We start from the raw sequence: 14,133 nt of genomic DNA, 5'->3' as shown, positions 1-14,133 counted from the left end.
ACAAGCACGCGCCGATTCGCGCAAGCGAACTGTCACCACGCCTCGATCCGGACCTATGAAAAAGGGCGGCCCGAGGGCCGCCCTGCTTTGCTGCCGCGCTCTCGCGGCCAGCGTTCGCCAGGATGCGAGGATCAGTCCTTGGCGTAGATGTCCACGTCCTTGGTGTCACGCACGAAGAGCATGCCGATCACGAAGGTGATGGAGGCGATGATGATCGGGTACCACAGACCGTAGTAGATATTGCCGTTCTGGGCCACCATGGCGAAGGCGATGGTGGGCATCAGGCCACCGAACCAGCCGTTGCCGATGTGGTAGGGCAGGCTCATGGAGGTGTAGCGGATGCGGGTGGGGAACATTTCCACCAGCATGGCCGCGATCGGGCCGTAGACCATGGTCACGTAGATGACCAGGATGGACAGGATGGCCACAATCTTCCACCAGCTGGCCGACAGCGGCTTGATCGGGTCAGCCTTGGGCGGATAGCCGGCGGCCTTCATGGCCTCCGACACTTCCTTCTTGAAGGCCGCGATGGCCTTGCCCGAAGCCTCGTCGAACTTGTGGCCGCCGGCCGTGAGCACGCCGGTGGGCGCCTCGATGACCTTCTCGCCGATCTGCACCTTGGCATTGGTGCCGGGTGCCGCCACGGTCTCGTAGCTGGCGGACTGCTGAGCGAGCGAGCGCTTGGCAATATCGCAGCTGGAGGTGAAGTCCACATCGCGAGCGATGGGGCTGCCCTGGAAGGAGCACTGGGCCGGGTCCACGCTCACGGTGATCTTGGCATTGAGCTGAGCTGCCGCCAGCTTGGGGTTGGCAGCTTCGGTCAGGGCCTTGAACAGCGGGAAGTAGGTCACGATGGCCAGCAGCAGGCCCGCCATGATGATGGGCTTGCGGCCGATCTTGTCGGACAGGGTGCCGAACACCACGAAGAAGGGCGTGCCAATGATCAGAGACACGGCCACCAGGATGTTGGCGGTCGGCCCGTCAACCTTGAGCACGTTCGACAGGAAGAACAGCGCGTAGAACTGGCCCGAGTACCAGACCACGGCCTGACCGGCCACCAGACCGAACAGGGCCAGGATCACGATCTTCAGGTTCTTCCACTGACCGAAGGACTCGGACAGCGGTGCCTTGGAGGTCTTGCCCTCGGCCTTCATCTTCTTGAAGGCGGGCGACTCGTTCATCGACAGGCGGATCCAGACGCTGATGCCCAGCAGCAGGATGGAGACGATGAAGGGAACGCGCCAGCCCCAGTCGGCAAAGGCTTCTTCGCCGATGGCGGTGCGGGTGCCCAGAATGACCATCAGCGACAGGAACAGGCCCAGGGTCGCGGTGGTCTGGATCCAGGCCGTGTAGGCCCCGCGGCGGCCATGCGGCGCATGCTCGGCCACATAGGTGGCAGCACCGCCGTACTCACCGCCCAGGGCCAGGCCCTGCAGCATGCGCAGCACGATCAGGATGACCGGAGCGGCCACGCCGATGGAGGCATAGGTGGGCAGGATGCCGACGATGAAGGTCGACAGGCCCATCAGCAAGATGGTGACCAGGAAGGTGTACTTGCGGCCGATCATGTCGCCCAGGCGGCCGAACACCAGCGCGCCGAAGGGGCGCACGATGAAGCCCGCGGCAAAGGCCAGCAGCGCAAAGATGAAGGCGGCCTGCGGATCCAGTCCCGAGAAGAACTGCTTGGCGATGATGGCCGCCAAGGAACCGTAGAGATAAAAGTCGTACCACTCGAACACGGTGCCGAGCGAGGAGGCGAAGATGACCTTCTTCTCCTCGGCCGTCATCGGCGTGTTGGTGGACACCGCGGTAGCTGTCGCCATGGTGTTGTCTCCGTTGCTTGTGTGAGGGGAACACCGCCCGGTGATCCTTGCAACAGACTATGGGCGCCGGCTCTGACCGCTCTCTGACGCGAGACTGAACGCTGGCTGACAAAACCGGTAGCAACCCTAGGCCTACATTCCTCGATGTGAGATGGCGAGAGGCTTGCGGGAAAGCCCCAGGGGCCGACGCAAGCTCAGTGGCGGCGCGCCACGCCGGGCCGCGCACCCGCGGCAGCCTCCCAGGCCCCGCTTGCGAACCAGGGGTCCCCCTTCAGGTAGGCCGCCAGCATGGGCAGGGCGTCCTGCCCCCAGAACAGGCGGCCATCCACCTCGAAGGTGGGCACACCGAACACGCCACGCTGTATGGCCTGCTCGGTCGCATCTCGCAGGCGCTGCTTGACCGGCTCGCTCTCGGGGGCCTGCGCTGGGGCCAGGTCTTGCCTCAGGGCCTCCAGGCGGGCTGCGTCGTTGGCGTCGGCACCGGCAGCGCGCCAGACATGGTGAAAGATCTTCTCCACCACCAGACGATTGGGCGTGCCCGAAGGCCCCGAAGCGCAGGCCCAGGCCGTGCGCAGCAGAGGCAGCGGATTGAAGGGGTGCTGGGCCGGCAGATCCAGGACCTGGCCCTGCTGGTGCGCCAGCCAAGCCACCTGGCGGTAGGTCCAGTGGCGCTTGCTCTCGATCTCGGCCGGCCCCTTCTGGCCAAGGGCGTGCAGGATGGCGGCAAAGAGCACCGGGCGGTACTCCACCTCGTAGCTGCAGCCGGCCAGGGCTTCGGGCAGGCGCTCGAAGGCCAGGGCCGCGTAGGGCGAGATGGGGTCGAAGTAGAAGCTCAGGGTTTTCATGGCGACTCGCTCAGGATGGGGGCAGCTCAGATCGAGCTAGGTTCGGCGGCAGTGAACACGCCCTGCTCCACCAGCGAGGCACGGCGCTCGGGCAGGCGAGCGAGGATCTCCAGCCGGGTGGCATCATCGGCCTTGGACCAGACGGTGATCTCGGCAATGGTGCGGGCACAGCCCTCGCACAGGCCGGTGGGCGCATGCATGCGGCAGATATTGATACAGGGCGACTTGACCTGGCTGGGGGCCGGCGGGGGGCAGGTCACGCTCATGACGACAACTCCGCAGACTGGGCCTGCACCACATCGATCACTAGCGCGCCGGTCAGCGCCTCCAACTCGGACGGGCTCATCTGGAACACGCCGTTGGGATGACCGGCTGCGGCCCAAATCAGCTCAAAACGAAACAGCTCACGATCGATAAACAGCAAGGGATCCTCCAAACCCTGGGTGGGCGCAAAGCCCAGCGGCGAGACACCGCCGATGGAAAAACCGGTACACGCTTTGACATAGTCCGCGTCAGCGCGTCCCAGCGGGCCGGTGTGAAACTTGAGCAGCTTTTCGTCGATGCGCCGATCGCCGGAGGCGATCACAAGCACCGCGCGCTCGTCGGCCTTGCGCTTGAACACCACCGACTTGGCGATCTGGCCCAAGCGGACACCCAAGGCATCGGCTGCCTCCTGCGAGGTGCGCGCCGCCACCTCCAGCCAGACGGGTTCATGGGGGTGCTTGCGGGCCCGCAGGGCAGCGCTGACGCGCTGAAACCCCGGCGGGCGAGCCTCCGGGCCTTCCGCCACGTGCTTGGATTCTTCAGGAATTAGCATGGCGCGATTGTCTCGCAGCCCGGCACAGGCCTGCGGACTCAGGCCTTCGTGCCCGCGAGCAGACCGCCCAGCACCAGCTGGCAGATCAGACCTTCGGCGGCCGCGTAGTCGCCCTCCTCCAGCGCCGGCTTGCCCAGCAGCAGAGCGAACTGCGGCGCCAGGTCGGCATAGGCCTGGGTGCTGGCCCAGATGGTGAACATCAGGTGGCGGTAGTCCAGGCGGGCAATGCGCTTCTCGCGCGCCCAGCGCTCGAAGGTCTTCACATCGGCATTCAGGGCCGGCAGGACCTGGGCCTCGATGGCATCGCGAAAGCGCGGCGCACCGGCCATGACCTCGCGCGCAAACACCTGGGAGCCCGCCGGCCGCTCGCGCGAGAAGCGCAGCTTGGCAGCGATGTACTCACGCATGGCGGCCTCGGGGTCGGCGCCGGAGACGATGCCCGCCATGCGCGCCAGCCATTCGGCCAGCACCCCGTCCAGCACGGTGCGGTACAGCAGCTCCTTGCTGGGGTAGTAGTACAGCAGGTTGTGGCGACTGAGGCCCAAGGCCGCGGCGATGTTTTCCAGCGACGCGCCCTCAAAGCCGTACTGCGCGAACTGGCGTTCCGCTTCGGCACAGATGGCGGCCTCCTTGCGCAAACGGGCCGCACGCGGCTGGGGCATGGCGGGCACAGGCGGTGCGGGCTGCACCGCCGCGGTCTTGACAGGCGCCGCCCTGGTGCGTGCGCCTCGATTCTGGCTCGTCGGGGACATGGGGAAATTATCGCGATCCCGCCCATGCCGGCGGCCTCGGGTTGACCAGCCCCGGGAATTTACCAGCTGGTTAATTTTTACCAACACGTGAATTATCCGCACACCAGCTACCCAGCGAACCGGAGCCCCTTTGATGGACATCCACACGCCAGGCATCGCGGCCGGCCGACTTGCGGCCGCCGACTACGCGCAGAACTTCAGCGACGCGCATCCGCCGCTGAACCGCGCCCAGGCCCTGATCGAGGCCGAGCGCTGCTACTACTGCTTCGACGCGCCCTGCACCACGGCCTGCCCCACAGGCATCGACATCCCCACCTTCATCCAGCGCATCGCGCAGGACAACACGCGCGGTGCGGCCCAGACCATTCTGGAAGCCAATCCCCTGGGTGGCATGTGCGCGCGGGTCTGCCCCACCGAGATGCTGTGCGAGCAGGGCTGCGTCAGGAACACCAACGAGAGCAAGCCGGTGGAGATCGGCCTGCTGCAGCGCTACGCGACCGATGCCTTCTTCGCCAAGCCGGACGCCCAGCCGCTGTTCACGCGCGCCCCGGCCACCGGCAAGAAGGTGGCCGTGGTGGGCGCGGGCCCGGCCGGTCTGGCGGCGGCCCATGGCCTGGCGCGGCACGGGCATGAGGTCCTGCTCTTCGAGGCACGGCCCAAGCTGGGCGGCCTCAACGAGTACGGTCTGGCCAGCTACAAGACCACCGACGGCTTCGCACAGCGCGAGGTGCAGTGGCTGCTGTCCATCGGCGGCATCAGGGCCAAGACAGGCATGCAGCTGGGCCGCGATGTCACGCTGAATCAGCTCACCGCCGAGTACGACGCGGTCTTTCTGGGTCTGGGCCTGACAGGCGTGAATGCCCTGGGATTTGCCGAGCCGCAGTGCGAGGGGCTTCGCGCCGCGGTGGACTTCATCGCCGAGCTGCGCCAGGCCCCCTCCCCGGCCGCCGTGCCGGTGGGCCGCCGCGTGCTGGTCATCGGCGGCGGCATGACCGCGGTGGACGCCGCGGTGCAGAGCAAGAAGCTGGGCGCGCGCGAGGTCACCATGGTCTACCGCCGCGGTCTGGAGGCCATGAGTGCCTCGCCCTATGAGCAGGACTGGGCGCAGAGGAACGGGGTGAGCCTGCGCACCTGGGCCGCGCCCAAGCAGATCCTGGCCGAGGGCGGCCGGGTCACGGGCGTGGAGTTCGCCGTGACCCGCGAGCAGGGCGGGCAGTTGGTGGAGACCGGCGAGCGCTTCGTGATCGAGGCCGATCTGGTGCTCAAGGCCATTGGCCAGAGCTTTGTCGCCGCGCCCGTGCCCGAGATCGAGCTCAAGCAAGGGCGCATTGCCACCGATGCCGCCGGGCGCAGCAGCCACCCCAAGGTCTGGGCCGGCGGGGACTGCCGCTTCGGCGGACGCGACCTCACGGTCGAGGCGGTCGAGCATGGCAAGCAGGCCGCGCTCTCCATCGATGCATTCCTGACCAAGGGCTGAGACACACCATGGCCGATATCAGCAGCAATTTCCTGGGCATCAAGAGTCCAAATCCCTTCTGGCTGGCCTCGGCGCCGCCTACCGACAAGGAAGTGAATGTGGTGCGCGCCTTCGAGGCGGGCTGGGGCGGCGTGGTCTGGAAGACCCTGGGCGAGGACCCGCCGGTGGTGAACGTCAGCGGCCCGCGCTACAGCACCCTGATGAGCCAGGACCGGCGCGTGATCGGCCTGAACAATATCGAGCTCATCACCGACCGGCCGCTGCGCACCAATCTGGAGGAGATCCGCCGCGTCAAACGCGCCTGGCCGGACCGGGCCATGATCGTCTCGCTGATGGTGCCCTGCACCGAGCAGAGCTGGAAGGCCATCCTGCCCATGGTCGAGGACACGGGGGCCGACGGCATCGAGCTGAACTTCGGCTGTCCGCATGGCATGAGCGAGCGCGGCATGGGCTCGGCCGTGGGCCAGGTGCCCGAGTACATCCAGATGGTCACGGCCTGGTGCAAGCAGTACAGCCGCCTGCCGGTGATCGTGAAGCTCACGCCCAATATCACCGATGTGCGCCAGCCGGCGCGCGCGGCCAAGGCCGGCGGGGCCGATGCGGTGAGCCTGATCAACACCATCAACTCCATCATGGGCGTGGACCTGGACCGCATGGTCATGCACCCCAGCACCGATGGTTGGGGCTCGCACGGCGGCTACTGCGGCCCGGCGGTCAAGCCCATTGCACAGAACATGGTGGCCGAGATCGCCCGCGACCCGCAGACGGCCGGCCTGCCCATCTCGGGCATAGGCGGGGTCACGACCTGGCGCGATGCGGCCGAGTACATCGCCCTGGGCTGCGGCACGGTGCAGGTCTGCACCGCGGCCATGGTCTATGGCTTCAAGATCGTGCAGGACCTGTGCAACGGCCTGTCCAACTACATGGACGAGAAGGGCTACGCCAATCTCGACGCCATGCGCGGCCTGGCCGTGCCCACCGTCAAGAACTGGAACCAGCTGAACCTGAACTATGTGGAGAAGGCGGTCATCCATCAGGACTCCTGCATCCAGTGCGGGCGCTGCCACATCGTCTGCGAGGACACCTCGCACCAGGCCATCTTCGCCAGCAAGAACGGCAAGCGCCACTTCGAGGTCAATGAGGCCGAATGCGTGGGCTGCAATCTCTGCGTCTCCATCTGCCCCGTGCCCGACACCATCACCATGCGGCGCGTGATGCCCGGCGAGATCGATGCGCGCACCGGCCAGCCCGTCAGCGCCGAGTACGCCAACTGGACCACGCATCCCAACAACCCGATGCGGACCGTTACGGCCTGAGTCCCCCAAGGCGGCCGCGTGGCGAGCGCGACCACCCGGCACAAAGCTTGCTCGCCTGCTGTTGTTGTTGACGTGATCCCCACCTTCAAACAAGGAGAAAGCACATGAGCATCAGCGCGAGCGCCCAGACCGAGGCGCAGCCCGAGCACACAGCCAGCAATCCGCTGGCCAATGAAGATCTGCTGCCCACCACGGCCGCGCAGCGCCACTGGGGCTGGAAGGACTATGCCGCCCTCTGGGTGGGCATGGTGGTGTGCGTGCCGACCTACACCATGGCCAGCTCCATGCTGGACCAGGGCTTCAGCTGGCAGATGGCCGTCTGGCTGGTCTTTCTGGCCAATGTGATCGTGCTGGTGCCCATGCTGCTGATCGGCAAGGTGGGCCCCAAGCACGGCATCCCCTTCCCGGTGCTGGCCCGCGCCTCCTTCGGCGTCAAGGGCGCGAATCTGCCGGCCGTGCTGCGCGGTCTGGTGGCCTGCGGCTGGTTCTCCATCAACTGCTATTTCGGCGCCCTGGCCCTGCATGGCTTTCTGAATGTGCTGGGCTTAGGCTTGGCCGGTCCGGCCGAAGGCGAGACCATCAGCAACTCGCAGTTCCTCTGCTTCCTGGCTTTCTGGGCCCTGCACATCGTCTTCATCTGGCGCGGCCTGGAATCGATCCGCTTGCTGGAGGTGATTGCCGCGCCGCTGATGATCGCGGCCTCGCTGCTGCTGGTGGTGGTGCTGGTGATGCAGGTGCCCGCGGGCCAGCTCTTCAATCTGCCGGCCAAGGTGGTGGAGGGTGGACCCAAGACCTGGGCCGCGCTCACCGGCCTGGTGGGCTTCTGGGCCACGCTGGCCCTGAACATCCCGGACTTCACCCGCTTCGCCAAGAGCCAGAAGGACCAGGTGCTGGGCCAGGCCGTGGGCCTACCCATTCCCATGGCGCTGTTCTCCATGGTGGGCATCATCGGCTTCTCGGCCTCCGCCATCCTCTACGGCAAGGCCCAGCTCTTCCCCGACGGCCTGCTGAACCAGATGGGCCCGGTGGCCGCGGGCCTGGGCCTGCTGGTGATCCTGCTGGCCAACCTCACCACCAATGTGGCGGCCAATCTGGTCTCGCCCTCCTACGACTTCAGCCAGTGCGCGCCCAGCAAGATCAGCTTCCGCATGGGCGGCCTGATCGCCGCGCTGATCGGCTTGGTCTTCATGCCCTGGAAGCTGCTGGCCACCTCGGGCGGCTACCTCTTCACCTGGCTGGGCGGCTACGGCACCCTTCTGGGCGCCATCGCCGGCATTCTGCTGGTGGACTACTACCTGGTGCGCAAGACCGAGCTCAAGCTGGACGACCTCTACCGGCGCGGCGGCGAGTACGAGTACCGCGGCGGCTGGAACCCGCAGGCCGTGATCGCCTTCGTGCTGGGCGTGCTGCCCTGCCTGCCGGGCTATCTGGCCGTCTCGGGCCTGATCGCCAAGAGCGCCGTGCCGCCCCTGCTGCTGGGCCTCTACGACTTCGGCTGGTTCTTCAGCCTGGCCGTGGCCGGCCTCTACTACTACCTGACCGCCCCCAAGAAGCAATAGGAGACCCCCCACCATGAGCAGCTCCCCCGCCCTCCTGATCCGCGGTGGCACCGTGGTCAATGCCGACCGCGAGTTCGCCGCCGATGTGCTGTGCCTGGACGGCAAGATCGCCGCCGTCGGCGCGCGCGCGGCCGCCGAGGCGCCGGCGGGCTGCCAGACCCTCGATGCCTCGGGCCAGTACCTGCTGCCCGGCGGCATCGACCCGCACACCCATATGCAGCTGCCCTTCATGGGCACGGTGACCATGGACGACTTCTTCACCGGCACGGCCGCGGGCCTGGCCGGGGGGACGACCTCCATCATCGACTTCGTCATCCCCAACCCCCAGCAGCCGCTGATGGAGGCCTACCAGACCTGGCGCGGCTGGGCCGAGAAGTCGGCGGCCGACTACGGCTTTCATGTGGCTGTGACCTGGTGGAGCGAGTCGGTTCATGCCGATATGGGCCGCTTGGTGCAGGAGGAAGGCATCAACAGCTTCAAGCACTTCATGGCCTACAAGAACGCCATCATGTGCGATGACGAGACCCTGGTGAACAGCTTCAAGCGCGCGCTGGATCTGGGCGCCATGCCCACCGTCCATGCCGAGAACGGCGAGCTGGTCTATCTGCTGCAGCAGGAGGTGGCCAAGATGGGCATCACCGGGCCCGAGGGGCATCCGCTCTCCCGCCCGCCCATGGTGGAGGGCGAAGCGGCCAACCGCGCCATCGCCATTGCCGAGGTGCTGGGCGTGCCCATCTACATCGTCCATGTGAGCTGCATCGAGGCGGCCGAGGCCATTGCCCGCGCCCGCGCGCGCGGCCAGCGCGTCTATGGCGAGGTGCTGGCCGGGCACCTCTTGATCGACGACAGCGTCTACCGCCACCCCGATTTCGCCACCGCCGCCGCCCATGTGATGAGCCCGCCCTTCCGCCCCAAGATTCACCAGGACTTTCTGTGGCGCGGCCTGCAAAGCGGCCAGCTGCACACCACCGCCACCGACCACTGCACCTTCTGCGCCCAGCAGAAGGCCGCGGGCCTGGAGAGCTTCGCCAAGATCCCCAACGGCTGCGGCGGCATCGAGGAGCGCATGGCCGTGATCTGGGACGCCGGCGTCAACAGCGGCCGGCTCACGCCCAGCGAATTCGTGGCCATCACCTCGACCAATGCGGCCAAGCTCTTTAACCTCTACCCGCGCAAGGGCCTGATCGCCGAGGGCTCGGATGCCGACCTGGTGCTCTGGGATCCGCAGGGCAGCAAGACCCTCTCGGCCAAGACCCAGCACAGCAAGGGTGACTTCAATATCTTCGAGGGCCGCACCGTGCGCGGCATTCCCAGCCACACCCTGAGCCAGGGCCGCCTGGTCTATGTGCAGGGCGATCTGCGCGCCGAACCCGGCCGGGGCCGCTACCTCAAACGTCCGGCCTTCGGCCCCAATTTCGCGGCCGCCCAGGCCCGCGCTCAAGACCTGGCCCCGACGGCCGTGGCCCGCTAAGGAGCCCCAGACATGAACACCCCACGCCCCGAACTTCGCGTCAATGGCCAGCGCCTCTGGGACTCGCTGATGGAGCTGGCCCGCATCGGCGCCACCGACAAGGGCGGCGTCTGCCGCCTGGCCCTCACCAGCCTGGATCAGCAGGGCCGCGACCTCGTCACCCGCTGGGCGCGCGAGGCCGGCATGACGGTTACGGTGGACAAGATCGGCAATGTCTTCATGCGCCGCGCGGGCCGCAACAGCGCCCTGCCCCCGGTGATGACCGGTAGCCATATCGACACCCAGCCCACCGGCGGCAAGTTCGACGGCAACTACGGCGTGCTTGCCGGCCTGGAGGTGGTGCGCACGCTCAACGATCAGGGCATAGAGACCGAGGCGCCCATCGAGGTGGCCTTCTGGACCAATGAGGAGGGCTCGCGCTTCGTGCCGGTGATGATGGGCTCGGGCGTTTTCGCCAAGGCCTTCACGCTGGAGCATGCCTATGCCGCCACCGACACGGAGGGCAAGTCGGTGCAGCAGGAACTGGAGCGCATCGGCTATATCGGCGAGGAGGAGCCGGGAGAGCACCCCATAGGCAGCTATTTCGAGACCCATATCGAGCAGGGCCCGGTGCTGGAGGACCATGGCAAGACCATAGGCGTGGTGACCGGGGTGCTGGGCATACGCTGGTACGACTGCACCGTCACCGGCATGGAGGCCCATGCCGGCCCCACGCCCATGGCCTTGCGCCGCGATGCACTGCAGGTCGCCTCGCGGCTGATGCAGGAGGTAGTGGCCTGCGCCCACCGGCACCCGCCCCATGGGCGCGGCACCGTGGGCATGGTGCAGGTCCACCCCAACAGCCGCAATGTGATCCCGGGCCGGGTCAAGTTCAGCATCGATCTGCGCAATGCCAGCGATGCGCTCTGCGAGGCCATGGATGCCGATATCCGCGCCGTGGCCAGCCGCCTGGCGGTGGAGACGGGCCTGGCCATCACGATCCAGCCGGTGAGCGCCTACCCGGCCCAGCCCTTCCACCCCGATTGCGTGGCTGCCGTGGCCAAGGCGGCCGAGGCCCTGGGCTACGACAGCATGCCCGTGGTCTCGGGCGCCGGGCATGACGCGGTCTATATGGCGCGCCTGGCACCGGCTGGCATGATCTTCATCCCCTGCAAGGACGGCATCAGCCACAACGAGATCGAAGACGCCCAGCCCGAGCACATCACGGCCGGCTGCAATGTGCTGCTGCATGCCATGCTGGAGCGGGCGGGTAGGGTCTGAGCCGCGCCGGGCCGAGGCCGTCCGCCTGCGCTGCGCAGGCGGCTTGAAAGGCCCCTGGGTTCCCAAGCGCCTGCAGGGTCCGCACAATGCAGACTCCCTTGCACAGGAGGACGCCATGGATCTTGCCAAGCCGCACCCCTTTCAGGACACCGTCGCCGAGTTCCACACGGCCTCGGGCAGAACGGGGCACTACTACTCCCTGCCCCTCTTGAGCCGGCGCTACCCGGGCATCGCGCGCCTGCCCGTCTCGCTGCGCATCGTGCTGGAGTCGGTGCTGCGCAACTGCGACGGCCAGAAGGTCGCGCCCGAGCATGTGGCCCAGCTGGCCAACTGGGCGCCCAAGGCGGCGCGCAACGAGGAGATCCCCTTTGTCGTGGCCCGCGTGGTGCTGCAGGACTTCACCGGCGTACCCCTCTTGGCCGATCTGGCGGCCATGCGCAATGTGGCGGCCGCCCAAGGCAAGAACCCCAAGGCCATCGAACCCCTGGTGCCCGTGGACCTGGTGGTGGACCACTCGGTCATGATCGACCACTACGGGAGCAAGAAGGCCCTGGACCTGAACATGAAGCTGGAGTTCGAGCGCAACCGTGAGCGCTACGAGTTCATGAAGTGGGGCATGCAGGCCTTTGACACCTTCGCCGTCGTGCCCCCGGGCTTTGGCATCGTGCACCAGGTAAATCTGGAGTATCTGGCCCGCGGCGTGCACAAAACGGGCAAGAAGGCCGGCCAGGTCTACTACCCCGACAGCCTGGTGGGCACGGACAGCCACACCACCATGATCAACGGCATCGGCGTGGTGGGCTGGGGCGTGGGCGGCATCGAGGCCGAGGCCGGCATGCTGGGCCAGCCGGTCTACTTCCTGACGCCCGATGTGGTGGGCTTCGAACTCAGCGGCCGCCTGCGCGAGGGCGTCACCGCCACCGACCTGGTGCTCACCGTCACCGAGATCCTGCGCCAGGCCAAGGTGGTGGGCAAGTTCGTGGAGTTCTTCGGCGAGGGCACGGCCAGCCTCTCGGTGCCCGACCGCGCCACCATCGCGAACATGGCCCCCGAGTACGGCGCCACCATGGGCTTCTTCCCGGTGGACGACAAGACCCTGGACTACTTCCGCGGCACCGGCCGCACGGGCAAGGAGATCGAGGCCTTCGAGGCCTACTTCAAGGCCCAGCAGCTCTTCGGCGTTCCCAAGGCCGGCGAGATCGACTACAGCGCCGTGATCAAGCTGGACCTGGGCACGGTGGCGCCCTCCCTGGCCGGCCCCAAGCGCCCGCAGGACCGCATCGAGATCGGCCATCTATCGACCAAGTTCAGCGAGCTCTTCAGCAAGCCGGTGGCGGAGAACGGCTTCAACCAGCCCGTCCAGAAGCTGGGCCAGGTCTTCAAGACCACGGGCGGCCTGGACATCCGCAACGGCGATGTGCTGATCGCCGCCATCACCTCCTGCACCAACACCTCCAACCCCGGCGTGCTGCTGGCCGCGGGCCTGCTGGCCAAGAAGGCGGTGGAGGCCGGGCTCAAGGTGCAGCCCCATATCAAGACCTCGCTGGCCCCGGGCTCGCGCATCGTGACCGAGTACCTGGAGAAAGCCGGCCTGCTGCCCTATCTGGAGAAGCTGGGCTTCAACCTCGCCGCCTACGGCTGCACCACCTGCATCGGCAATGCCGGCGATCTGGCCCCCGAGCTCAACGAGGTGATCACGTCCAACGACCTGGTCTGCGCCGCCGTGCTCTCGGGCAACCGCAACTTCGAGGCCCGCATCCACCCGAATCTGAAGGCCAACTTCCTGGCCTCGCCGCCCCTGGTGGTGGCCTATGCCATCGCCGGCAATGTGACGGTGGACCTGATGACGCAGCCGGTGGGCCTGGGCAAGAAGGACCGGCCCATCTACCTGGGCGATATCTGGCCCACCAGCGAGGAGGTCTACGCGCTGATGAAGTACGCGATGAACCCCAAGGCCTTCAAGCAAAACTACGAGCAGGTGGACAAGAAGCCGGGCAAGCTCTGGCAGGCCATCAAGGGCGTGGAGGGCCAGGTCTACAACTGGCCCCAGAGCACGTACATCGCGCAGCCGCCCTTCTTCCAGGGCTTCACGCAGGAGCCAGTGTTCACGGCTGCCGGCGTGCAGGGCGCCCGCATCATGGCCCTGTTTGGCGACTCCATCACCACCGACCACATCTCGCCGGCCGGTTCCATCAAGGACAGCTCGCCCGCCGGCCAGTACCTGCTGGCCCAAGGCGTGAGCAAGCCCGACTTCAACAGTTACGGCTCACGCCGCGGCAACCATGAGGTGATGATGCGCGGCACTTTTGCCAATGTGCGCATCAAGAATCTGATGATCCCGCCCAAGGCCGACGGCAGCCGCGAGGAAGGCGGCTGGACGCTGTATCAACCCTCGGGCGAGAAGCGCTACATCTACGACGCGGCCATGGACTACATCGCCGCGGGCGTGCCCACCGTGATCTTCGGCGGCGAGGAATACGGCACCGGCTCCAGCCGCGACTGGGCCGCCAAGGGCACCCAGCTGCTGGGCATCAAGGCCGTGGTGGCCAAGAGCTTCGAGCGCATCCACCGCTCCAATCTGGTGGGCATGGGCGTGCTGCCCCTGCAATTCAAGGCCGGTGACAGCTGGGAGAGCCTGGGTCTGAAGGGCGACGAGCTGATCGACATCCGCCTCGAGGGCGAGCTCAAGCCCCAGCGCGAAGCCACCCTGGTGGTCGCCCGCGCCGACGGCAGCCGCTTCGAGCGGGCGCTGATCCTGCGCATCGACACGCCCATCGAGGTGGAGTACTACCGCCACGGCGGCATCCTCCCCT

The 14,133-nt window shown here is 67.0% G+C and carries 11 protein-coding genes; 6 read left to right on the top strand and 5 right to left on the bottom strand.

Features of this window, described 5'->3' with window-relative positions:
• Nucleotides 1–131: 131 nt before the first annotated feature.
• The 5 genes from DFR39_RS06525 to DFR39_RS06505 form a co-directional block, all read right to left on the bottom strand.
• On the bottom strand, nt 132–1,823 hold the full coding sequence (locus tag DFR39_RS06525) for an MFS transporter (protein WP_133602732.1): 1,692 nt from the start codon (nt 1,821–1,823) through the stop codon (nt 132–134).
• 194 nt (nt 1,824–2,017) lie between these two features.
• On the bottom strand, nt 2,018–2,668 hold the full coding sequence (locus DFR39_RS06520; protein WP_133602731.1) for a 2-hydroxychromene-2-carboxylate isomerase: 651 nt from the start codon (nt 2,666–2,668) through the stop codon (nt 2,018–2,020).
• Between the two features lie 26 nt (nt 2,669–2,694).
• Nucleotides 2,695–2,934 (bottom strand): DUF1289 domain-containing protein, encoded by a 240-nt coding sequence (locus DFR39_RS06515; RefSeq protein ID WP_133602730.1) that lies wholly within the window; start codon nt 2,932–2,934, stop codon nt 2,695–2,697.
• Nucleotides 2,931–3,485: a YbaK/EbsC family protein gene (locus DFR39_RS06510; RefSeq protein WP_133602729.1), complete on the bottom strand. Its 555-nt coding sequence runs from the start codon at nt 3,483–3,485 to the stop codon at nt 2,931–2,933. Before DFR39_RS06510 ends, DFR39_RS06515 begins: the two co-directional genes overlap by 4 nt.
• Before the next feature lie 38 nt (nt 3,486–3,523).
• On the bottom strand, nt 3,524–4,147 hold the full coding sequence (locus DFR39_RS06505; RefSeq protein WP_133602728.1) for a TetR/AcrR family transcriptional regulator: 624 nt from the start codon (nt 4,145–4,147) through the stop codon (nt 3,524–3,526).
• Nucleotides 4,148–4,370: 223 nt separating this feature from the next.
• Between DFR39_RS06505 and DFR39_RS06500 the strand changes: the two genes are divergently transcribed.
• The 6 genes from DFR39_RS06500 to acnA all read left to right on the top strand — a co-directional run.
• The gene (locus DFR39_RS06500) at nt 4,371–5,714 is read left to right on the top strand and encodes an NAD(P)-dependent oxidoreductase (RefSeq protein ID WP_133602727.1); all 1,344 of its coding nucleotides are present in this window, start codon (nt 4,371–4,373) and stop codon (nt 5,712–5,714) included.
• Between the two features lie 8 nt (nt 5,715–5,722).
• On the top strand, nt 5,723–7,030 hold the full coding sequence (gene preA, locus DFR39_RS06495) for an NAD-dependent dihydropyrimidine dehydrogenase subunit PreA (RefSeq protein ID WP_133602726.1): 1,308 nt from the start codon (nt 5,723–5,725) through the stop codon (nt 7,028–7,030).
• A 104-nt stretch (nt 7,031–7,134) separates the two neighbouring features.
• The gene (locus DFR39_RS06490) at nt 7,135–8,589 is read left to right on the top strand and encodes an NCS1 family nucleobase:cation symporter-1 (RefSeq protein WP_133602725.1); all 1,455 of its coding nucleotides are present in this window, start codon (nt 7,135–7,137) and stop codon (nt 8,587–8,589) included.
• 13 nt (nt 8,590–8,602) lie between these two features.
• Nucleotides 8,603–10,060 (top strand): dihydropyrimidinase, encoded by a 1,458-nt coding sequence (gene hydA / locus DFR39_RS06485; protein ID WP_133602724.1) that lies wholly within the window; start codon nt 8,603–8,605, stop codon nt 10,058–10,060.
• 12 nt (nt 10,061–10,072) lie between these two features.
• Nucleotides 10,073–11,320: a Zn-dependent hydrolase gene (locus tag DFR39_RS06480; RefSeq protein WP_133602723.1), complete on the top strand. Its 1,248-nt coding sequence runs from the start codon at nt 10,073–10,075 to the stop codon at nt 11,318–11,320.
• 115 nt (nt 11,321–11,435) lie between these two features.
• Nucleotides 11,436–14,133, top strand: a 2,698-nt coding sequence (acnA, locus tag DFR39_RS06475) for an aconitate hydratase AcnA (RefSeq protein ID WP_133602983.1), incomplete at its 3' end; no start/stop codon positions are given.

This window comes from Roseateles asaccharophilus (assembly GCF_004362405.1).
In the GTDB taxonomy this organism is placed as follows: Bacteria; Pseudomonadota; Gammaproteobacteria; order Burkholderiales; family Burkholderiaceae_C; genus Kinneretia; species Kinneretia asaccharophila.
Note: the sequence above shows the minus strand (reverse complement) of the source record. Positions and strands in the feature narration are given on the sequence as shown.

Bases quoted from the DNA above. Each gene is read 5' to 3' on its own strand.
- DFR39_RS06525 (WP_133602732.1), bottom strand. From the start codon at position 1,823: ATGGCGACAGCTACCGCGGTGTCCACCAACACGCCGATGACGGCCGAG.
- DFR39_RS06520 (WP_133602731.1), bottom strand. From the start codon at position 2,668: ATGAAAACCCTGAGCTTCTACTTCGACCCCATCTCGCCCTACGCGGCC.
- DFR39_RS06515 (WP_133602730.1), bottom strand. From the start codon at position 2,934: ATGAGCGTGACCTGCCCCCCGCCGGCCCCCAGCCAGGTCAAGTCGCCC.
- DFR39_RS06510 (WP_133602729.1), bottom strand. From the start codon at position 3,485: ATGCTAATTCCTGAAGAATCCAAGCACGTGGCGGAAGGCCCGGAGGCT.
- DFR39_RS06505 (WP_133602728.1), bottom strand. From the start codon at position 4,147: ATGCCCCAGCCGCGTGCGGCCCGTTTGCGCAAGGAGGCCGCCATCTGT.
- DFR39_RS06500 (WP_133602727.1), top strand. From the start codon at position 4,371: ATGGACATCCACACGCCAGGCATCGCGGCCGGCCGACTTGCGGCCGCC.
- preA (WP_133602726.1), top strand. From the start codon at position 5,723: ATGGCCGATATCAGCAGCAATTTCCTGGGCATCAAGAGTCCAAATCCC.
- DFR39_RS06490 (WP_133602725.1), top strand. From the start codon at position 7,135: ATGAGCATCAGCGCGAGCGCCCAGACCGAGGCGCAGCCCGAGCACACA.
- hydA (WP_133602724.1), top strand. From the start codon at position 8,603: ATGAGCAGCTCCCCCGCCCTCCTGATCCGCGGTGGCACCGTGGTCAAT.
- DFR39_RS06480 (WP_133602723.1), top strand. From the start codon at position 10,073: ATGAACACCCCACGCCCCGAACTTCGCGTCAATGGCCAGCGCCTCTGG.